The following is a 20,539-nucleotide window of genomic DNA, read 5'->3' as shown; positions in this document are numbered from 1 at the left end:
CCGATCCTCAGGTACGCTCCGTTCGCGGGCCGTGGACAGGCCCACATCGCGACCCAACATCAATGTTGACGTCGATATGCAAGTTCGACCCTGCCTGCGGCCGATGACGGACCGCTCCCGTCGCGGGCTTCGTCTCGAGGCCCACGCCGGACGGAGGAGTCGGTCTGAGCGGCGGTTGGTGCCGCCGCGGGATGAGGAGGTGCTCGTGGGTGTCGCGGAAGATCTTGCCGCGTTGGAGGCCCGGTTACGTGCTGTCGAGGATGAGCGTGCGATCGGGCGGTTGATCCTTTCGTACGGTCCCGCGGCGGACGCGGGGCTGGCCGAGGTGGCCGCGTCGGTGTGGCGGGAGGACGGCGTCTACGACTGGGACGCGAACGGCGCGCCCCACGAGGGCCGGGCCGCCGTGGCGGCGATGTTGCGGACGGACGGGCACCAGGGTCTGGTCCGGGCTGGAGTCGCCCACGTGGCGGGGCCGCCGCTGGTCGACGTCGACGGTGACACGGCGACCGCGATCACCTATTCGCTGATCATGCGCCGCGACAGTGCGGACGGGCGGTACTACCTGTGGCGGGTCAGCGCAGCACGCTGGGACCTGACCCGTGAAGACGGCGGCTGGGCGGTGCGACGCCGGACCAATCGGCTGCTCGATGACACCGGCGCCGGTAGGGACCTGCTCGCCGGCACCGTCCGGGAGCTGCTCGGGGCGATCGCCCGATGACCGCCGGACGCCTGGCCGGCAAGGTCGCGATCATCACCGGTGCCAGTACCGGCCTCGGGCCCGTGATGGCGAAGCTCTTCGTCGAGCAGGGAGCGAAGGTGCTGCTCACCGCCCGCCGGGAGGAACTCGTGCGGGAGGCGGCGGCCGCCTGCGGGCCGGACGCCCTCGCGATGCGCGCGGATGTGACCGACGAGGGCGACGTGATCGCGATGGTCGCCCGCGCGGTGGCGGAGTTCGGGCAGGTCGACATCATGTGCAACAACGCGGCTGCTCCGGGCAAGGACACCTGGATCTGGGAGCAGACCCTCGAGAACTGGAACGCCACCATCGGCATCGACGTGACGGCGGCGATGCTGTGCACCCGTGAGGTACTCAAGCAGTCGATGATGGAGCGCCGCACCGGCGTTATTCTCAACTTCTCCTCGACGGCGAGCTTCCGCGGGATGCCCCGCAAGACCCACTACGTCACCGCGAAGACAGCGCTACGCGCCTTCACCCAGACCGTCGCGAACGAGGTCGGCGAGTACGGGATCCGCTGCAACTGCCTCGTGCCCGGCAGCATCGACACCGAACTCTGGCAGAACTGGGTGCGACGCACCGCCACCGAACAGGGCATCGACTACGACGATCGTCGAGCCACCGTCCTGTCGGGAACCGCGCTGCGCGATATCTCCTCGACCACCGACGTCGCCAACGCCGCGCTGTTTCTCGTCAGCGACGAAAGCCGCACCATCACCGGACAGTCGATCATCGTCGACGCCGGCGGCGTCATGCTCGGCTGAGTGAAAGGCCTCTGCGCTGGCCGCCGAGAAGCGGGCGCTGGCGGCGCGAAGTCGGAACTCTCCTAGTGCGAATTCGAAGCGGGCAGCGGAGCAGCCGCCCGAGATTGAGGTGAGTTGGATGGGCGAACGGCTGAAGGGCAAAGTCGCACTGGTGACCGGCGCCGGGAACGGCGTGGGGAAGTCGTGCGCTCTCGCCCTCGCGGCGCAGGGTGCCTCGGTGGTCGTCAACGACCTCGGGACCAGCGAGTTCGCCGAGGGGCAGAGCACGTCCGCCGCCGACGCGACGACGGAGGAGATCCGGGCCGCTGGAGGCAAGGCGGAGGCGAGCTATGACTCGGTCGCGACGTCGGACGGGGTAGCCCATGCGGTGAGCATCGCCGAGCAGGCGTTCGGCCCGGTCGACATCGTCGTCGGCTGCGCCGGCGCGATCCTGCCGGGCGACCTGTACGCGTCGGACGAGAGCTACCACCGGTTCATCGACCTTTACCTCTCACAGAAGTTCTGGCTCGCCCGGGAGACCGTCCCGGGTATGGCCGAGCGCGGGTGGGGACGTTTCATCGCCGCCACGTCGGAGGGTGCGCGGGGCACCGTCGGCAACCCGATCTTCGCCGCGGCGATGGGGGGCGTGGTCTCCCTGATCAAGGGCATCTCCAACGACTACCGGGGCAGGGGCGTGACCGCCAACTGCCTCGCGCCCGGAGCGACGACGCGCCTGTCCCAGGTCGTGATCCCGCAGATGGAACAGGCGTATCGGGAGGGCAAGATCACCAAGGAGATGTTCGAGGCGGCCAAGGCCGGCCCGGGCCCGTTGACGCACGTGTCGCCGATCGTTGCGTGGCTGTGCACGGATGCCGCCTCGGACGTCACTGGCCGCGTGTTCAACGCGAGGGGCGGAAAGGTGAGCGTGTGGTCGGACTACGAGGAGGTGCGCTCCATCTTCCGCGGCGACCCGAGCACGTCGCCGCCGTGGTCCCTCGACGAGCTCGACCAGCTCGTCCCCGCCCAGCTGCTCGGCTGAACCCGACGGTGCCGATAATCCCCAGGAGGACGCCGTGACCGGCGCCGCCGACCACCTGAATCCGACCAGAACTCCCCAGGAGCGGGCCCGTTTGCTCCTGACGCAGATGACGGTCGCGGAGAAGTCCCGGCAGTTGACGTGCCTGATGCCGATGCTGCTGCTGCGGGAGGGCCGTCTGATCGAGGACGCGGCGACGAAGATGCTGACCACCGGCATCGGAGCCGTCGTGTCCCCGCAGACCGAGGATCCCTCGCGCGTCGTGACGGGGGTCAACGAGGTCCAGCGGTTCCTGGTCGAGCGCACCCGGCTGGGCATTCCGGCGCTGTTCCAGGTGGAGGCGCTCAACGGTGTTGTGGCGCCGCGGCATCCGGTGTTCCCGACGGCGATCGCGCTGGCCGCGACGTGGAGTCCCGAGCTCGTCCGCCAGATGACCGGCATCATCCGTCGGCAGATGATCAGGCTGGGTCTGCGGCACGCGCTGTCACCGGTGCTCGATATCGCGTTCGACCCGCGGTGGGGGAGAGTGCACGAGACCTATGGCGAGGACCCGCTGCTGGCCGCGACGTTCGGGGTCGCGTTCGTCAGGGGAATCCAGGGCGACGACCTGTCGAACGGCGTCGTGGCCACCGCCAAGCACTTTCTCGGCTTCGGGCTGGGGCAGGGCGGCCTCAACGCCTCCTCCTTCGAAGCGGGCAGCCGGTTCACGCGTGACGTGGTCGCCTTTCCGGTCGAGGCCGCGATCAACGCCGCCGGGCTGCGGTCGGTGATGACCTCCTACGGCGACGTGGACGGCATTCCCGCCGGCGTTTCCCGAGAGCTTCTGCACGATCTGCTGCGCGACGAGATGGGCTTCGACGGCTTCGTCATCGCCGACTACATGGCCATGCAGCACGCGCTGGACCGCCAGCTGGTCGCGACGAACAAGGCCGAGGTTGCGCGTCACGCGCTGCACGCCGGCCTGGACCTGGAGGCGCCGTTCATCTTCGCCTATGGCGAGACGCTCGCGGCCGAGGTCGAGGCCGGTCGCGTCCCGGTCGCGGAACTGGACACCGCCGTGCTGCGCCTGCTGACGGTCAAGTTCGAGCTCGGCCTCTTCGAGCAGCCGTACGCGCCCGACGGCCCCGTGGATATCACCCCGACGACGGCCGCGGGCGCGGACCTGGCCGGAGCGCTGGCCGAGCGCAGCGTGGTGCTGCTGGAGAACGACGGCATCCTTCCGCTGCGGCCAGGACTGAAGGTCGCCGTTGTCGGACCGCTCGGCCACGAGGCCCGCCAGCAGTTCGCGACCTACACCTATCCGGTCGGCCGGGACATGTACCGGTTCATGGAGTCGGGCGGCCTGGGAAATCTGGAAGGCATGGACTTCTTCCGCGCCGACCCCGAGGGCGCGGACACCCGCGACCTGGACTCCGAGGGCTACGTGCGCTTCCGCTACGGGACGCGCTCGCTGGCCGAGGAGATCGCCGACCGCGCGGCCGAGGTCGCCGTCGAACCGGCCTGCGGGCTGACTGGCCCCCTCGACGGGGAGGCGATCGCGCCGGCGGTTGCCGCGGCCCGGGACGCCGATGTCGTCGTCCTGGCGCTGGGCGGCCACAGCGCCGCGATCGGCGGAGGCACCGAGGGGGAGGGCACCGACACCGCGGACGTCGCCCTGCCGGCCGTGCAGCGTGAGCTGGCCGACGCCGTGGCCGCGACCGGCACGCCCTGCGTTGCCGTCCTGATCCAGGGCCGTCCCTATCCACTGCCCCCGTCCGTGCTCGAAGCATCTGCCCTGGTCGTGGCCTCCTTCGCCGGCCAGTCGGGAACGCGCGCGCTGGCGCGGGTGCTCTTCGGCGAGGTGAATCCCGGCGGCAAGCTGCCGTACACCATTCCAAGGCACGGTGGGCAGTTCCCGATCTACCACTACCAGCGTGCGGACAGCGGATACCGCCGGGAGGCGGTCATCCGTGGCATGCACTACCGCGACCTGTCGGCCACGCCGCAGTACCCCTTCGGCTTCGGCCGTAGCTACACCACGTTCGCCCTGTCCGACCTCGACGTCGCTCCGGAGATCGGCACCGACGGTGCCCTCACGGCGGCGCTGACCGTGACCAATGTCGGCGACCGGTCTGGCGCCGAGGTGGTCCAGCTCTACGCCCGGGTCAACGCGGCGGTGGTCACCCGACCCGCGCAGCAACTCGCCGGATTCGCGCGCGTCGAACTGGAGCCGGGCGAGGCCGCCCGCGTGAGTTTCCAGGTCTCGGCCGACCAGTTCGCGTTCAGCGGCCTCGACCACCGGGTCGCGGTCGAGGCCGCCAAGGTCGACCTGTTCGTCGGCACATCCTCGGACGACCGGCGGCTGGAAGCTTCGCTGCTGGTCGTCGGGGATCGGCGCGTCCTTCGCCCCGACAAGCGCACCTTCCTGCCGACCGTGGAGGTCGCGCCAGTCGGCGCGAGCCGGAATCCGTAGTCGTCGGTCGAGCCCGATCACGTCGGTTCCTCGGCAGGCCTTGCGGGACCGGCCTGCCGGGAACGCAATCCACGGGGACTGGAGCCGCGCATGACCGAAAGCTTTGCTCATGATCGCACCACGGCGGTCGGCCGTGAGGTGGCGATCCGCGAGGTCGCCGTATCCGTCGGTGATGCCTCGATCCGGACGAGGCTGTACACGCCTGCGGGAGCGCCGAGCACCGCGGCGCTGCTGTGGATGCACGGTGGCGGTTTCTCCGGCGGGTCCATCGACATGCCGGAGGGCGACGCGGTGTCGCGGGCATTCGCGCGCGCCGGAGTAGCGGTGCTCAGTGTCGACTACCGACGCGTTCCGCCACTGAGCCGCGTACGGCGTTGGCGGGGCGCACCGGCAGTGCGCTTCCCGGTTCCCGTGCTCGACTGCCTTGCCGCCTGGCGTCGGCTCGTGGAGGAAGCGGAGCCCCTCGGCCTGAAGGCCGGCCAGATCTTCGCGGGCGGAGCAAGCGCCGGTGCCAACCTCGCCGTCATGAGCACGCTGCGTGCCGCATCGGCGGGCGCCCCGGTGCCAGCTGGCCTGTTGTTGGCCTACCCGCTGCTGCATCCGGTGCTGCCGGCCAGGCCGACCGAGCGTGCCCGTGGCTTGCGCGCACGGTTCCTGGGCCGCGTCGCGCAACGCTCGGTCCGGATGATGGCCGCCAACTTCGTGGGAGCGGCGAACACCTCCCGCGTCGCCGGGGCCTTCCCGGCCCGGGAGGACCTCGATGGCTTCCCGCCCACGCTGATCGTCACCGGGGAGCACGACTCGCTACGCGCGTCGGGCGAGGCCTTCGCCGACGACCTGCGTCCGCGAGGTGTCGAGGCCGACTGCCAGATGGAGGTGGGCGTGCGCCATGGCCACCTCAACCATCCCGACTCGGTGCCCTTCGCGCACACGATGTCTGTCTTCACCACCTGGCTCAGCGTCCACGCCGGGGTCTGACCGCGGCAGACACAGCTAACGGATGCGAGCCGCACCGCCGGACGGACGTGTCTCGAAGACTCGCGGCGAGGTGAACCCGCGCGCCTCGAAGGCAGCCGTGGTCGCGACGGTCGCGGCGGGAACGGCCGCCGGTGGAAGCAGGCCCACCGCGCATCCGCCGAAGCCACCGCCGGTCATGCGCGCCGCGACCGCTCCGGCGCCGAGCAGGGCATCGACGGCCAGATCGAGCTCGGCACAGGAGATCCGGAAGTCGTCGCGCATCGACGCGTGCGACGCCGCGAAGATCTCACCGAGACTGGCCAGGTCGGCCCGGCGGAGCGCGGCTACCGCTGTCCCGACGCGCTCGATCTCCGTGACCACATGCCGGGCGACGCGTAGCTCGTCGCCCTCCAGCGCGGTCTCGACCGCGGTGAGCGTGGCGTCCCGCAGTGCGGGGACGCCGAGCCTCCGGGCGGCGCGCTCGCAGACGGCGCGCCTTCGGGCGTAGCCGCCCTCGGAGTTGGCGTGGCTGACCCGGGTGTCGACGACCAAAACGGCCGCATCCGACTCCTGGCCAGGCAACACCACCGGCTCGACTACCAGCGACCGGCAGTCGAGCAGCAGCGCGTGGCCGGCCTGGCCGTACATGGCCGCCATCTGGTCCATGATCCCGACCGGCGCGCCGACCATGTCCGTCTCGGCCCGGCGCGCGGCGGTCGCGAGCGCGGTGCGGTCCAGTTCCAGTCCGGCGATCTCCGCCGCGGCCAAAGTGACCGCGCAGGTGAGCGCCGCCGACGAGGACAGTCCGGCGCCGGCCGGTACGTCTGACGTCACGACGATGTCCAGACCCGGCCGCCCGGCCTGTGGCCAACCCAGCGCCCACACGGCGCCCAGCACGTAGGCCGGCCACCCGGTGATGGACCCGGGCGCCAGGTCCCCCGCGTGGATGGCGGCCACGTCCGGACGATCCAGTGACCGGCAGGTGAGTCGATCATCGACCCGCGGCGCCACCGCGACCAGCGCGGCGGAGTCGATGGCGAACGGGAGGACCAGACCATCGTTGTAGTCGGTGTGCTCACCCATGAGGTTGACCCGGCCCGGTGCCGCCCACACGCCGGCCGCAGGCCGGCCCACGAAGTCCTGGAATCTTGCCGCGAGGTGGGCCGCGAGGGCGGTTCGATCGGTCATCCCATCACCGCTCGCAGCGAGGCGGCGGCCTGCTCGGGTGCGACGTCGGTCAGGAACGCCCCGCCGCCCAGCTCGGAGCCGGCCAGGTACTTCAGCCTGGTCGCGGACCGGTGCGGCGGCGCGAACTCGACGTGCAGATGGGAGACCGCGTCCCAGTCGCGCTCGTCGTTGGTCGGCCGGCCGTGCACGGCCATCACGTACGGCAGCGAGAAACCGAACAGACGGTCGTAACCCTGGGCCAACCGGTGCAGGAGATCGGCCAGGTCGGCCCGCTCGTTCTCGCCCAGCGTGCCCAGGCCCGGTCGGTGGGCGCGCGGGACCACATGCACCTCGTAGGGGAAGCGGGCCCAGAACGGGACGAAGGCGATCGCGGCCTGGTTGGCCAGGACCCGCCGCGGGCCGGCCGCCTCCGCGGCGACGACGTCGCATTCCACGCACCGGCCGGTGCGGTCCCGGTAGGCGCCAGCGGCCCGCAGCTCACGGGCGGGCCGCGACGGCACCTCGGGGTACGCGTAGATCTGGCCATGCGGATGGGCGAGCGTCACCCCGATGACCTCGCCCTTGTTCTCGAACGGCATCACGTACGAGATGCCAGGCGTCGCCCCGAGGATGGCGACGCGGTCGGCCCAGACGTCGACGAGCATTCGGACCCGTTCGAGGGACAGGTCGGCGAAGGTCGTGTCGTGGTCGTCGGAGTAGACCACCACCTCGCAGCGACCGAACGCCGGCGCGACCGGGTACAACTCCGTGCTCTCCACATCGGGTGCCGGAGGCTCGGGCGACAGCGAAGGGAATCGGTTGTCGAACGTCACCACCTGGTAGGCGGGAAGCGGTACCTCGGTGAGCCGGCCGCCGGGGCGGGTCGGGCACAACGGACATCCGTCGGCCGGCGGCTTGTACATCCGATCCTGGCGGTGCGTCGCGAAGGTCACCCACTCGTCGGCGGTCGGGTCGTACCGACGTTCGGTCATCGCGCACCGTCCGCGCCACGGGGAGCCTCATCCGAGCCGTCCGGGTCGACAGCAGGGAGCTGGTAGTACGTGATACGCCGGCCGTCCGGCAGAGCGGTGGCCCTTCTCATCAGGCCCGTGCGGGTACCCGGAACCCGCACGGGCGGCCCGACAGTCAGGTCGGCTGACCCGCTGGATCGGCCCAGCTCGCCTGACTGGTTCGAGTCGCTCGGGCCGACCGAGCCGCCGGGCGCTTCGATGACCTTGGGTCTTTGCACTCGTCTGTCCTCCATTCCAGCAGCCCGGGCCGCCGGACCGTGCGCTCGCGCGACCGGCACCGCCCCCAGCGCGGGGAATGGCACCTCGCGCGCTGCCGACGGCCGCGCTCGGGCTCCTGGGTGCAGCTGAACCACCGGAACCGCTCCTGCCGTGGTGATCTCGCCCTGATCGACGGCGGACGGTGAGACGCCGAGGGCCCTGTGCGTCGCCGCGACCACGACTTGACCGGTCGGGCGCTCACTAGTAGTTTCTCCCGCGAGGGAGATATTAGCCCCTGGTGGCGCGCCACGGGTCATGTGGGACGTCACACCAGGGCATGCCAAGCGGCCGGGCGCTTGGTTGGTCGGCAGGAATCGGTTCGCCGCAGGCTCGGCGGCGAAACCGTGGGTGATCTGTCTATTTCCCGATCATGGCGACTGTCCCATTCTGGGCCGTCCGCAGTACGCCCCATGCCCGCGGGCCCTTTGCGTAGGGAGTTTCATGATCCGCGAGTCGTTCAACCAGGGGTGGTATGTCAGCGGCGAGCGCGGTGACGGTTCGGACGTACCGGTTGGACCGGTGACGCTGCCCTACGATGCCATGTTGTTTGAGCGGCGAAACCCTGAGACTCGCAACGGCTACAACACCGGATACTTCCCGGGTGGCGTCTATCGCTACTCAAAATCGTTCCGAGTGCCCGAGGAGTGGCGGGGGCGCAGTGCCACCCTGGAGTTCGAGGGCGTATACATGCGCTCAGAGGTGTTCGTCAACGGCCACCTCGCCGGCGGCCGTCCATCCGGCTATGCGGTGTTCCGAGTGGCGTTGGACGACCATCTCGTGTACGGCGCGGACAATCTCGTCGAGGTTGTCGCACACAACGATCGTGAACCGAACAGCCGCTGGTACTCCGGCAGCGGCATCTACCGGCCCGTGCATCTTCTGGTCGGTGATCGCCTCCGGGTGACCCCTGACGGCTTGCGGGTCACCACGAGTTCGACAGGCAGCGCCGAAGCAACTGTCGAAGTCGTGGTCGAAATTCTCAACGACGGTGCCGACGACCGCACCGTGACGGCCAGCACCACCCTGCAGGGCCCGAGCGCCATTACTGGGCCGATCGAGCAACGGCTGTCGGTCGCATCTGGCGAGACGAAGACATTACGCCAGCGCGTCGAGGTCCTGGCCCCGGAGCTCTGGTCCCCTGAGAGCCCGCGGCTCTACACCGCGACCGTCGTCCTGGCTGACGGTGACCGGGTCGTCGACGAGGCCGCCGTCGACTTCGGGATCCGCACCCTGACCGTGGACGACCGGCAGGGCCTGCGCATCAATGGCGAGCCCGTAAAGCTGCGCGGGGCAGCCATCCACCATGACAGCGGGGTCATCGGTGCGCACACGCTGGACGCGGCCGAAGAGCGCCGGGTCCGCATCCTCAAGGAGAGCGGCTTCAACGCGATCCGCAGCGCGCACAACCCGGTCTCGCGGGCGACCCTGCGCGCGTGTGACCGGCACGGCATCCTCGTCATGGACGAGCTCACGGACGTGTGGTGGCAGCCGAAGAGCGGCGCCGACTACTCCGAGGAGTTCGAGCAGTGGTGGGAGCGCGACCTCGAATCGCTGGTCGCGAAGGATTTCAACCACCCGTCGGTGGTGCTCTACTCCATTGGCAACGAGATTCCCGAGACCGCGACGGCCCGGGGCATTCAGCGCAACCGCGAGATGGCCGAGCGTACCCGCGAGCTGGACCCCACGCGCCTCGTCACCAACTGCGTCAACGGCTTCCTCAATCTCATCTTCCGGAAGAAGCGTGCGGAGGGCACTGGCGAGAGGCCCGTCGAGCGCAAGGACGACGCGACTCCGAACAAGAACCTCATCGCCGTTCTCAACCTGCTCATGGGGGTTCTTCACCCGGCGCTTCGCCATATCGTCCGTCTGCCCGCGGTCGACAAGCGAACCCGTGACGCCTACGCCGCCCTCGACGTCGCCGGGTACAACTACATGATCGGCCGCTACCGAAAGGACGCGAAGATTCACCCCGGGCGGGTGATCGTCGGCAGCGAGACCGGGCCGACGGACACGGTCGCGGTATGGCGAGAAATCGAGTCCAGGCCGCACGTCATCGGCGACTTCACCTGGACCGGTTGGGACTACATCGGAGAGGCCGCGATCGCGGTCCTCCCGTATGGCCGGCGGCCGACCCTCTTCGGCCCCTGGCCGAGCCTGCTGGCGGGCGAACCGGTGATCGACATCACGGGGCACCGCCAGACCCAGTCGTATCTCAACGAGATCGTCTGGCATCTGCGGACCGACCCCTACCTCGCCGTGCAGCCGGTGAACCACTCCGGCGAGAAGCAGTACTCCAACGCCTGGCGCAGCACCAACTCCATCCACAGCTGGAGCTGGGAGGGCTGCGAGGGTCGGACCGCGGTTGTCGAGGTGTACGCCGACGCCCACCGCGTGGAGCTTCTGCTCAACGGGAACCAGATCGGGGCCGGCCCAGCGGGACCGGACAAGGGTTATCTGACCACGTTCTCCGTGCCCTATCGGCCAGGAGACCTCACCGCCGTCGCCTATGACGCGGACGGCAAGGAACTCGGGCGCGACACCCTGACCAGCGCCGGTGCCGATCTCCGGCTGCAGGTGCGGCCCGAACGCGCCGAGCTCCAGGCCGACGGGGCCGACCTCGCCTACATCCCCATCGCGCTCACAGACGCCGCGGGAACGGTGCGGCCCCTCGCCGACCGGGTCGTCACGGTCGACGTGACCGGCGCCGGCGAGCTCCTCGGATTCGGGAGCGCTCAACCCGTCACGGACGAGGGTTTCTCGGATCGCCGGCATTCGACCTACTGGGGACGGGCGCTCGCGGTTGTCCGGGCCGGCCATGAAACCGGCGAGGTCACGGTCACCGTGACGACTGACGGCTGCGAGCCGAAGTCCGTCGTCATCCCGGTGAGGGCCCCTTCCGTATCGGGGCGGACGCATCCCGCGGGCCCGTGACCGCCGCGGCCCGCTCCGGCCGTCTCGTCGCGAGGGCGAGGTCGTCCGGAAACAAAGAAAACGCATTGCCTTCGTCGTCGAACAGCCCGGCGTCCGAGGATCGCTTATCGAGAGGAAAAATCAGATGCGCCTTCATACATTAGCGGCCGGGGTGGCCGCACTGGCGATCGCCGCCGCGGCGACTGGTTGCTCGTCGAGTTCCGGCGGCTCCAGCGGCGCGAGCAGCGCGAGCGGGACCTGGAAACTGGGCTCTGAGCTGACCTGTAGCGGTCCGCTCGCCTCGTCGGCGGGGCCTTACTGTGACGCGATAAAGGCGTGGGCGAAGTCTGTCAACGCGAGCGGCGGCATCGACGGCCACAAGATAGACCTTATTGTCAAGGATGATGCCGGAAACCCGGCGACCGGGCTGCGGAACGTGCGTGAGCTGGTCGAGCAGGACCACGTCATCGCCCTGATCGGGCTTCCGCCGTCCTACACGTTCAGCGCCTACCTGAAGGCCAAGAACGTTCCGGCGATCGGTATCATCGGGAACTCTGACTACCGCAACCCGTCATTCTTCAACGTCGGTCTGAACCCGTTCGCCAGCGTCTTCTCCGTCAGCCAGGAGACAAGCCGGGTCGGCACGAAGAGCTTTGGCTTCGCCTACTGCGCGGAGTCCGCGGGCTGCGCCCAGTCGTTGCCGATCATCCAGGCGGCGGCCGCCAGCTTCGGTCAGACCACGACAGCGGTCAAGGTCTCCTCCTCGGCCGCCGACTACACCGCGCCGTGTCTTCAGATGAAGAACGCCGGCGTCCAGTCGATGCTCATCGGCGCGGGCTCCGACGTCGTTCTGCGGGTGCTGGACTCCTGCGTCGCGCAGGGCCTGAAGGCCCGGGTCGCCGTCCCGGCCCAGGCGATCCAGCCGGCCGACTGGCTCAAGGACAAGAACACCGAAGGCATGATCGCGGTGAGTGGCTACGCACCGTGGTATGACACCTCGATCCCGGGCATCAAGACCTACCTGGACGGCATGGCGAAGTACGCGCCTGGTGTCGCGACCGGTGCCGCCACCTCCGCCGCCTGGTCGATCGCGGAGGTGTTCAAGGGCGCGGCGCAGGCCGCTCACCTCGGTGACAACCCCACGCCCGCCCAGGTAACCGCCGCGCTGCACGGGCTCAAGGGCTACACCGCCGACGGGCTGCTGCCGCCGCTCAGCTACCCGCAGGGGGCGGACCAGAACCTGGCCTCGTCGAGCTGCTACTTCACCTTGACGATCAAGGACGGCAAGTTCGCCTCCACAGATGGCGGCAAGCCCGCCTGCGTCGACCAGCAGAAGCTGGCTCCGTTCGAGAAGCTGCTCCCCGCCAGCTGACCGGGCCCGGACCGGGCGGGACGGCCGTGCACTCTCGGCCGCCCGCCCGGGCTACCCGCTCTCGTGAGCACGAAAGGGTCTGTGAAGTGTTGCCCTTCATCATCGCCGGACTGGTAACCGGCGCGGTCTACGGGCTCGCGGGCGCTGGCTTGGTCCTGACGTACAAAACCTCGGGCGTCTTCAACTTCGCCCATGGCGCCCTTGCGACAATCGCCGCGTACTCCTTCTACTTTCTTCATGTGCAGCACGGAATGCCGTGGTCGCTCGCTGCCGCCCTGATCCTGGTCGTGCTCGGCCCCATCGGCGGCGTCGTGTTCGCCCGTTTCGCCAAGGCGCTCACCGGAGCGAGCCTCGCGCTGCGGGTCACAGCGACGGTCAGCGTCCTGTTGGTGGTGCAGACCGGATTCCAGCTTCTCTATGGCACCCAGTCGCGGAAGATTCCGCCCTTCCTCCCGACGAAAGTCGTCACGATCTTCGGCACCCGAGTCACCACCGAAAAAATCATCATCTTCGCCGTCGCGGTGGCGGCGACCGTCGCGCTTTCGGTGTTCTTCCGCTACGCGCGCCTGGGCATCGCGATGCGCGCCGTCGTGGACGACGCGGACCTGCTCGACCTGGCCGGCACCAACCCCAACCGGGCCCGCCAGTGGGCGTGGGCCATCGGCGTCGTCTTCGCGATGACGTCCGGCCTGCTGCTCGCGTCGTCGGTGCCGCTGGACCAGACCACGCTCACCCTGCTGGTCGTCCAGGCCTTCGGCGCCGCGGCGATGGGATCGTTCACCAGCCTGCCGGTCACCTTCTTGGGCGGGCTGGCCATCGGGCTGCTCGGTTCACTGGGCACGAAGTACCTCACCACCGGCTTCCTCGCCCAGGTGCCGGCCAGCCTGCCGTTCATCGTCCTGTTCGGAGTCCTGCTGCTGTTCCCGAAGCGGTGGCTGCAGTCCCGCATACCGAGCGCGCCGGACCGCCGGGCGGACTGGGCGACACCGCCGGCGCTGCAGGTGGCTATGGGCGTCGTCCTTCTCGCCGTCCTCGCGCTGGCCCCGACGTTCGCGGGTTTCCACCTCGGCGACTGGACGGTCACCCTAACCACGGTGATGCTCTTCCTGTCGCTCGGGCTGCTGGTGCGCACCTCCGGACAGGTATCTCTGTGCCACGTCGCGTTCACCGCGATCGGCGCCGCCGCCTTCTCTCATCTGGCCGTCGACCACCATTGGCCGTGGCTGCTGGCGCTCGCCGTGACCGGGCTGGTGGCCGTGCCCGTCGGTGCGCTGCTGGCGATCCCGGCGACGCGCCACGGCGGCCTCTACCTGGCTCTCGCCACCCTGGGTTTCGGTATCGCGGTGCAGCAACTCTTCTACACCAAGGGCTTCATGTTCGGTGAGCTCAACCTGGGGCTGTCGATGCCACGCCCGGCCGTGTGGGGCCTCGACTCCGACAAGGGCTTCTACTACGTCTGCCTCATCCTGACCGTGCTGACCGCCGTCGGGATCATCGCCCTGGACCGCGGCCGGCTCGGCCGCCTGCTGCGTGGGATGGCCGACTCGTCCGTCGCGCTGGCCACGCACGGCGTCTCGGTGAACACGACCCGGGTGCTGGTCTTCTGCCTGTCGGCCTTCATCGCCGCCGTCTCGGGTGCCCTGGCCGGGATGGCCCAGATCACGGTGGCGGCCGACAACTACCAGCCGCTGATGTCCCTGACCTACCTGACCCTGATCGTCGTCACGACCGGCTCCGAGCCCTGGTACGCCCTCCAGGCGGCGGTGGCTCTGACGCTGGTCCCGTCCTACATCACCCTGGGCAACATCGGGGAGTACATCACCCTCCTGACGAGCGTGACCGTGATCGTCTACGCGCTGACGCCCGCCTCCAGGCGCACCGCGCCGCCCTGGCTGCGCGATGCGCTTGACCGTTTGTTCCGACGCGGGCTACCCAGCGGTCCTGGGCGGGGCGCGGTGGTGCCCGCGCAAGGCGACGCGGCCGCCGCGCAGGTTCGGCCGCTGTCGCTGGCTGTCGAGGGGCTCCGGGTCCAGTTCGGCGGCCTGGTCGCGGTCGACAACGTCGATCTCGTGGCCCGCACCGGGACCATCACCGGGCTTATCGGTCCCAACGGCGCGGGCAAGACCTCGACCTTCAACGCCATCTCCGGACTGGTCCACCCCACGCGGGGCGCACTCCAGCTCGATCTCGCGGACGTGACACGGCGGAGCCCGGCGGCCCGGGCGCGTCGGGGCCTCGGACGGACGTTCCAGGTCATGGAGCTGTTCGACACGATGACCGTGCGGCAAAATGTCGCCCTCGGGCTCGAGGCCGGACTGGCCGGCGGCAATCCACTGCGGCAGATCCTGCCCCGGCGCTCTGACGGCGGCCGGGTGCGCGCGGCGGCCGCCCACGCTCTGGACCTGTGCGATCTGGTCGATCTGGCCGACCGGCAGGTGGGAACCCTCTCCACCGGACAACGCCGGCTCGTCGAACTCGCTCGATGCCTGGCCGGAGACTTCCGGATTCTGCTGCTGGACGAGCCCTCGTCCGGTCTCGATCGGGCGGAGACGGCTCGGTTCGGAGAGATCCTCCGCCAAGCGGTGAGAGAACGCCGCGTGGGCATTCTGCTCGTCGAACACGACATGGCCCTCGTCAGCGAAGTCTGCGACGAGCTCTACGTCCTCGACTTTGGAAAGCTGCTCGTTTCTGGCCCCACCGCCGAGGTGCTGTCATCCGACGCCGTGCGCGCGGCATATCTGGGCGGGGACGCCGAGATCACGCAGGCAACGGCTTCGCAACCAGTGAGAGAGATCCAGTCGTGACCGTTCCGCAGTTGCGATTCGAGGGCGTCAGCGCGGCGTACGGCCGAACGACGGTCCTGCGAGACGTCGACCTGGAGATCGCCGCTGCGTCGGTAGTGGCCCTGCTGGGTTCCAACGGTGCCGGGAAGACGACGCTCCTGCGCGTCGCATCCGGCCTGATGCGCCCGAGTGCCGGCCGCATTCTGGCCGCGGGCCGGGACGTCACCCGCGAGGCGCCGAGCGCCCGGCGTCGCCATGGCGTGTGTCTGATTCCGGAAGGCCGCGGAATCTTCCGGTCGCTGACCGTCCGCGAGAACCTCCTCCTCCAGATCCCGCCCTGGGAGAAGGACAGGTCACTTGACCCCGCGCTGGACATGTTCCCGGCGCTCAGGACCCGCCTCGGCGACACCGCGGGCCGGCTCTCGGGCGGCCAGCAGCAGATGGTCGCACTCTCCCGTGCCTTCTTCGGGTCGCCGTCGCTCGTGATGCTCGACGAGGTCTCCATGGGCCTGGCGCCGATCGTGGTCGACGAGATCTTCGAGGCGCTGCGCACCCTGGCCGCGCGCGGTACGGCGCTGCTGATCGTCGAGCAATACGTGAACCGGGCTCTCGCCGTGGCGGACAAGGTGTACATGATCGGCCACGGCCGCATCACCTTCCAGGGCAGCGCGGCCGACCTGGACCAGACAGAGGTCATGCGCCACTACCTCAGCCACGATCTGGCAGCCGACCACAGCCCGACCTGACACTGTCTACTCGCTGGCGATATCTGCCGATCGACAGGCCGCCGGTTCGCTGATTTCCTCAGCCCCGAGGCTGCTGCTCGAGCCACCGCCCGAGCCCGGCGATGATGGTTTCGAGGTAGAAGTCGAGGCCGTCCTGGCCGCTGGACTGGCTCTCGGAGTACACCCGACGAATTGCGGGCAGCGCTTCGTCGGGTAGCTCGCCGAGAATGCGTCTGACGTCGGCCTGGGTGGGGTGCTCGCCGAATCGGTCGGCCAGGAGCGCGGTCCGTGCGTCTTCGAAGACGGCCGCGGAGATGAGGGTAAGGCCGCGGCCGGCGGCGTCGGCGTCGAATCCCGCGTTGAGGAACGCCTGGAGCAGCTGGTCCGCGGGGGCCAGGACGCCGGCGCCGGGCAGCCGGGTGACGTAGAGGGCCAGCGAGCTGCGCCGCATGAGCGCCTCGCGGAGGCTTCTGGCGAACACGCGGATCGCTTCGGGCCAGTCGCCGACCGGCAGTACGAGGCGGACGAGCTCGGCGACCAGAGCCCGTTCGGCGACCAGCGCGAGCAGTTCGTCCCGTCCAGCGACGTAGTAGCTGATGGCCTTGCGGTCCGCGTTGAGCCGGTCGGCGACGGCCTGCAGCGTCAGGGCCTCCGGTTCGATCTCGGCGGCGGCCTCGAGGATGAGCTCGCGGCTCAGCCGCGGCGGCCGTCCCGGACCGCGGCGGCCGGCGGTACCAGGCTTCGCGCCGCTGCCGGCGGCCGGCGATGACGTGGTCACGTGCCTGCGCTCCTAGCGAAGAGGGCCGGACCACTGCGTGACAGGACCGACGAGGTGCCCCGAGGTCGGCTACCTGAGACCTGATAATGCCAGCCAGGCCCGCCGGGGCCCGCGGCTGTGGGCGGACGCGCACCCGGCAATGAGCCCAGGCAGGACCTCGGCGGGCCGGTCACGCGCCGGTGAGGCATCCCCCGCCAGCCTGTCAGGCGTACCGCAGGCCGAACCCGAAGCGGAACGTCGGGTCTGCGGTGTCGAAGGGTGCGTCGGAGTGACTGGCCTCGACCGCGGCCATGGAGGAGGGGATGTCGAAGGGCAGCTGGCCCTGGGGCTCGGCCTCCCCGAACAGGACCTGGACGAACGCCTCCTCCGACGCGCCGAAGTTGGCGATCAGGGACGCGGCGTCGTCCGCGACGTCAGCAAGGATGGCGGGTCGTTCGAGGTAGACGTCGAGCACCGTGGGCGTCGTCCGGCAGATGGCCCGGATCCGGGCCATCTCGGCGGCGGGGAACGCCAGCGAACCAGCGTGGAAGAACGTCTCGTAGGTGCCGGGCTCGCCGCGCTGTTCCCATGGGGCGACGAGCCGCAGGACGGCGACATCGGCCTGGTCGGGAGTGTCGACGACCTGGGCGCGGTCGCCGATCGCCGCGGTCGAGAGGCCCTCGACGTAAAGACGTGGCGAGCCGCGCAGGGGCAGTCGGGCGGGCCCGTCCTCGGCGTTCCTGAGCAGCGTGTGCGCGGCCGCCTGCGCGGCCAGGCCCGCTGCCCGCGCCTCGGGGCCGCCCACGAGCGTGTCGGCCTGGCCCGCGTCCACGAACGGCTCCTCGAAGAGACCGAGCCTGAACTTCTCACGCAGCAGGCGTCGCACCGAGGTGTCGATGCGCTTCTCGCTGACCGTTCCATCGGCGATCAGCGTAAAGAGGGTGTAGGCGTCGTCCTCGCCGCCGAACTGGTCAATTCCCGCGTTCAGGGCTTTGATCATGCGTTCCTCGTGGCTCAGCTGCTCCACGCCCCAGTAGGTGTGGGAGAGGATGCCCCAGTCGGTGCAGACGATGCCGTCAAAGCCGAGCTGCTCGCGCAGCAGGCCGGTCACGATCCCCTTGTTGAAGCTGAAACCGACTTCCTCGTAGTCCGTGCCGACCGGAAACCCGTAGTACGGCATGATCTGCGAGACCCCAGCGGCGATGGCCGCCTTGAACGGCTCGAGATGCAGATCGAAGTGGCCGCCGGGATAGACCTGCTCCCGCCCGTAGGGGAAGTGCGGGTCCTCGCCGTCCTTCTGCGGGCCGCCGCCGGGGAAGTGCTTGGCCATCGCCGAGACCGAATGCGGTCCGACCTGCTCGCCCTGCAGACCGCGTACGTAGGCGACACCGAGCCGGGTGACCAGCCCGGCGTCCGCCCCGAAGGTGCCGAAGGTGCGGGCCCAGCGCGGCTCAGTGGCGAGATCGAGCTGGGGATGCAGCGCGGTACGGATGCCGACCGCCAGATACTCCCGGCGCGTGACGTCGGCGAACTGCTCGACAAGCTCCTCCGAACCGACGGCCGCCAAGCCGAGCGGCTCGGGCCACTGCGAGAAGGGCCCAGCCAGCAAAGCCATAGCCGGGTTGTTGGTAAAGGAGTGTCGGGGATCGCTGGAGATGGTGACCGGGATGCCCAGGGGGTACTGAAGGGCCTGTTCCTGCACGGCGTTGTGCCACTGTGCGATTTCTCGGGCGGACGGTACGAACAGGATGTTGAAGTGGTTGATGCGACGTTCGAGCAAGCTGCGCAGCGGAAGTTTGCCGAACAGGCCCGGCTCGTCGAAATCGCCGATCTGCGCCATCGGCTGGAACAGCAACCCAGCCTTGTCCTTGACGTCCATCCGCGCGAGTAGATCCTCGACGCGCTGGTCGACCGGCAGGGTCGCGTCCTGGTAGGGGAACCTCACGTCAACGTGGGTCATCGTCCGTCCTTCCGAGAAGCTGCTGGCGGGCGCGCGGCTGGGGCCGACGGTCGCGGCGAGCGCTGACCACGGTCCGGTGCGCCGGCGCGGACGTGGCTGGGAAGCACACCCGAGGACGATCAACGACGTAGCTCGCGGGACAGCGGCACACCGGCCGAGGGACCTGGGCGTGGGCGGTGGGGCCGAGCTGCGGCTTATATTTCCCGCCAGGGAACAATGATACGCACGCAACCGCCTTGGCAGCGCTGTTCCGCGGGACGCGGTGCAGTTCCTCAGCGGACCTGCGCGCGATCGTCTGGGACGGCGCTTGGCGTTCAGAGCGTGTCTCACATGGGGCGTCGCCTCCCAGCAGGTGAGAGCGGCTGCCAGGGTGAGGCGGCGTTCGAGCCGCGGTCGCGGCAGCCGCACTCGTCGCCGACCGCGACTCCGCCAGCGACAGTCGAGCTAGTCCTACGGTTACGTAAGGAGCTGGCCGAGGCCGGGCTGGATGCGGGCGCGGACATGATCGGTTGGCATCTGGCTCACCATCACGCGACGACCGTGTCCCGGCCAGGGCCTGATTTCACAGCGGCCTCGGCGCCAGCGCTGCGGACCGATGCGCCCGGCGGGCCGACCGGACGTCCTTACTGGCACGCCTGGCCAATGCAACGGTGCCAGATCGCGGTGGTGAACTCCTGCATGACGGCGACCTGGCCCTGCAACGGCACCGACTCGCCAGAGGGTCGCCGTTGATGATCGGAAAGAGGAGGACTGCGGCGTCATCGGAAGCACTCGCGCACACGTCGCGCACACGTGAACCCCACGAAGATCAAAAAAGGCTGCTGGTGCTACACGCTGCCGAGGAGTGCCGCACGGTTCGTCGAGACGAGGAACCGTGCGTGTCGGGCTTGTCCGGGCGGGCGAACCATCTGATGCCGGGTCGGATGTGGCGACCATTGAGCCGGCCTCGGGGGACCGTCCACGCAGGCGCGGACGCGGGCCGCGATCACTGCTCAGGTCCCATTCAGTGGCCGATTGTGAACGCGGACGAGTAAACCGTTGAGATGGTCGCGCCGTCAGCGCTGCGGCGGTTGTGGCGACCCCAGGCGGTCTCGACCGCGGCCAGCGCGCGTCGCACGCGTCGAGTCGAGCGCGGATCCGGCGAGGGTGCCATTGAGCTGCTTGAAGTGCGGGCAGGCAGGACCTGGTCCGGTGGACGCTCCCGCCAGCGGGCTTCAAGCAGGCTAGAGAAGCTGCGGAACTCGAAGCGTGCGTCGAAGGCGCCGCCGTGGAGATCGATGCCTGGCAGGCCGCTGGAAGCCCCAGGTCTCGGTGGCAACGGTGGGCCGCGGTAACGGCTCGGCCGACGGTCACATCGACGTCCTGATCACGCTCGCGAATGCCTTCAACCTGACAGCCTGATGACACGCCGGCACGTGCGAAACCAGCGCGATCGTCACCGCCCGCCGCGAATGGCCCGCGGTACAGGCCGGGGTGTGATGCAGTGGCCGGGAATGTCGTGCCCGTAAGAGGGGAAGGTTCCCGAGCGTTGCGCCGCAGGCGCAAGCTCGGGGTGAGTCGGACCTGCGGTGAGCCCTCGGGGTGAGTCGGACCTGCGGTGAGCCCTCGGGGTGAGTCGGACCTGCGGTGAGCCCTCGGGGTGAGTCGGACCT

The 20,539-nt window shown here is 69.5% G+C and carries 13 protein-coding genes; 9 read left to right on the top strand and 4 right to left on the bottom strand.

Annotation, left to right across the window (positions count from 1 at the left end; all coding sequences use genetic code 11):
- Nucleotides 1-205: 205 nt before the first annotated feature.
- The 5 genes from I6A60_RS16805 to I6A60_RS16785 all read left to right on the top strand — a co-directional run bounded on the left by I6A60_RS16805 (nucleotide 206) and on the right by I6A60_RS16785 (nucleotide 5,945).
- Nucleotides 206-718: a nuclear transport factor 2 family protein gene (locus I6A60_RS16805; protein WP_203013973.1), complete on the top strand. Its 513-nt coding sequence runs from the start codon at nucleotides 206-208 to the stop codon at nucleotides 716-718.
- A complete protein-coding gene (locus tag I6A60_RS16800) occupies nucleotides 715-1,500 on the top strand; it encodes an SDR family NAD(P)-dependent oxidoreductase (RefSeq protein WP_203013971.1) in 786 nt (261 codons plus the stop codon). The genes I6A60_RS16805 and I6A60_RS16800 overlap by 4 nt, the downstream gene beginning before the upstream one ends.
- A gap of 118 nt (nucleotides 1,501-1,618) precedes the next feature.
- Entirely contained in the window at nucleotides 1,619-2,518 is a 900-nt protein-coding gene (locus tag I6A60_RS16795) for an SDR family NAD(P)-dependent oxidoreductase (protein WP_203013969.1), read from the top strand.
- A 34-nt stretch (nucleotides 2,519-2,552) separates the two neighbouring features.
- On the top strand, nucleotides 2,553-4,967 hold the full coding sequence (locus I6A60_RS16790; RefSeq protein ID WP_307873724.1) for a glycoside hydrolase family 3 N-terminal domain-containing protein: 2,415 nt from the start codon (nucleotides 2,553-2,555) through the stop codon (nucleotides 4,965-4,967).
- A gap of 90 nt (nucleotides 4,968-5,057) precedes the next feature.
- The gene (locus I6A60_RS16785; RefSeq protein WP_203013967.1) at nucleotides 5,058-5,945 is read left to right on the top strand and encodes an alpha/beta hydrolase fold domain-containing protein; all 888 of its coding nucleotides are present in this window, start codon (nucleotides 5,058-5,060) and stop codon (nucleotides 5,943-5,945) included.
- Between the two features lie 15 nt (nucleotides 5,946-5,960).
- On the opposite strand, the gene galK is transcribed toward I6A60_RS16785, so the two are convergent.
- Nucleotides 5,961-7,112 (bottom strand): galactokinase, encoded by a 1,152-nt coding sequence (galK, locus tag I6A60_RS16780; RefSeq protein ID WP_203013963.1) that lies wholly within the window; start codon nucleotides 7,110-7,112, stop codon nucleotides 5,961-5,963.
- Nucleotides 7,109-8,083 carry a galactose-1-phosphate uridylyltransferase gene (gene galT, locus I6A60_RS16775; RefSeq protein WP_203013960.1) on the bottom strand — a complete coding sequence of 325 codons (975 nt, stop codon included), beginning with the start codon at nucleotides 8,081-8,083 and terminating at the stop codon, nucleotides 7,109-7,111. The genes galK and galT overlap by 4 nt, the downstream gene beginning before the upstream one ends.
- Nucleotides 8,084-8,821: 738 nt before the next feature.
- On the opposite strand from galT, the gene I6A60_RS16770 reads away from it, so the two are divergent.
- The 4 genes from I6A60_RS16770 to I6A60_RS16755 all read left to right on the top strand — a co-directional run bounded on the left by I6A60_RS16770 (nucleotide 8,822) and on the right by I6A60_RS16755 (nucleotide 16,191).
- Nucleotides 8,822-11,311, top strand: a complete 2,490-nt coding sequence (locus I6A60_RS16770) for a glycoside hydrolase family 2 TIM barrel-domain containing protein (protein WP_203013957.1) — start codon at nucleotides 8,822-8,824, stop codon at nucleotides 11,309-11,311.
- Between the two features lie 124 nt (nucleotides 11,312-11,435).
- On the top strand, nucleotides 11,436-12,662 hold the full coding sequence (locus tag I6A60_RS16765) for an ABC transporter substrate-binding protein (RefSeq protein ID WP_203013954.1): 1,227 nt from the start codon (nucleotides 11,436-11,438) through the stop codon (nucleotides 12,660-12,662).
- Between the two features lie 86 nt (nucleotides 12,663-12,748).
- The gene (locus tag I6A60_RS16760; protein WP_307873723.1) at nucleotides 12,749-15,466 is read left to right on the top strand and encodes a branched-chain amino acid ABC transporter permease/ATP-binding protein; all 2,718 of its coding nucleotides are present in this window, start codon (nucleotides 12,749-12,751) and stop codon (nucleotides 15,464-15,466) included.
- A complete protein-coding gene (locus tag I6A60_RS16755) occupies nucleotides 15,463-16,191 on the top strand; it encodes an ABC transporter ATP-binding protein (RefSeq protein ID WP_307873722.1) in 729 nt (242 codons plus the stop codon). Before I6A60_RS16760 ends, I6A60_RS16755 begins: the two co-directional genes overlap by 4 nt.
- Nucleotides 16,192-16,249: 58 nt before the next feature.
- On the opposite strand, the gene I6A60_RS43575 is transcribed toward I6A60_RS16755, so the two are convergent.
- Nucleotides 16,250-16,948, bottom strand: coding sequence for a TetR/AcrR family transcriptional regulator C-terminal domain-containing protein (locus I6A60_RS43575; protein ID WP_203013948.1), 699 nt, complete (start codon nucleotides 16,946-16,948; stop codon nucleotides 16,250-16,252).
- A 202-nt stretch (nucleotides 16,949-17,150) separates the two neighbouring features.
- Entirely contained in the window at nucleotides 17,151-18,887 is a 1,737-nt protein-coding gene (locus I6A60_RS16745; protein ID WP_203013945.1) for a glycoside hydrolase family 3 protein, read from the bottom strand.
- Between the last annotated feature and the right edge of the window lie 1,652 nt (nucleotides 18,888-20,539).

It is taken from the genome of Frankia sp. AgB1.9, from assembly GCF_016786355.1.
Taxonomy (GTDB): Bacteria; Actinomycetota; Actinomycetes; order Frankiales; family Frankiaceae; genus Pseudofrankia.
Note: the sequence above shows the minus strand (reverse complement) of the source record. Positions and strands in the feature narration are given on the sequence as shown.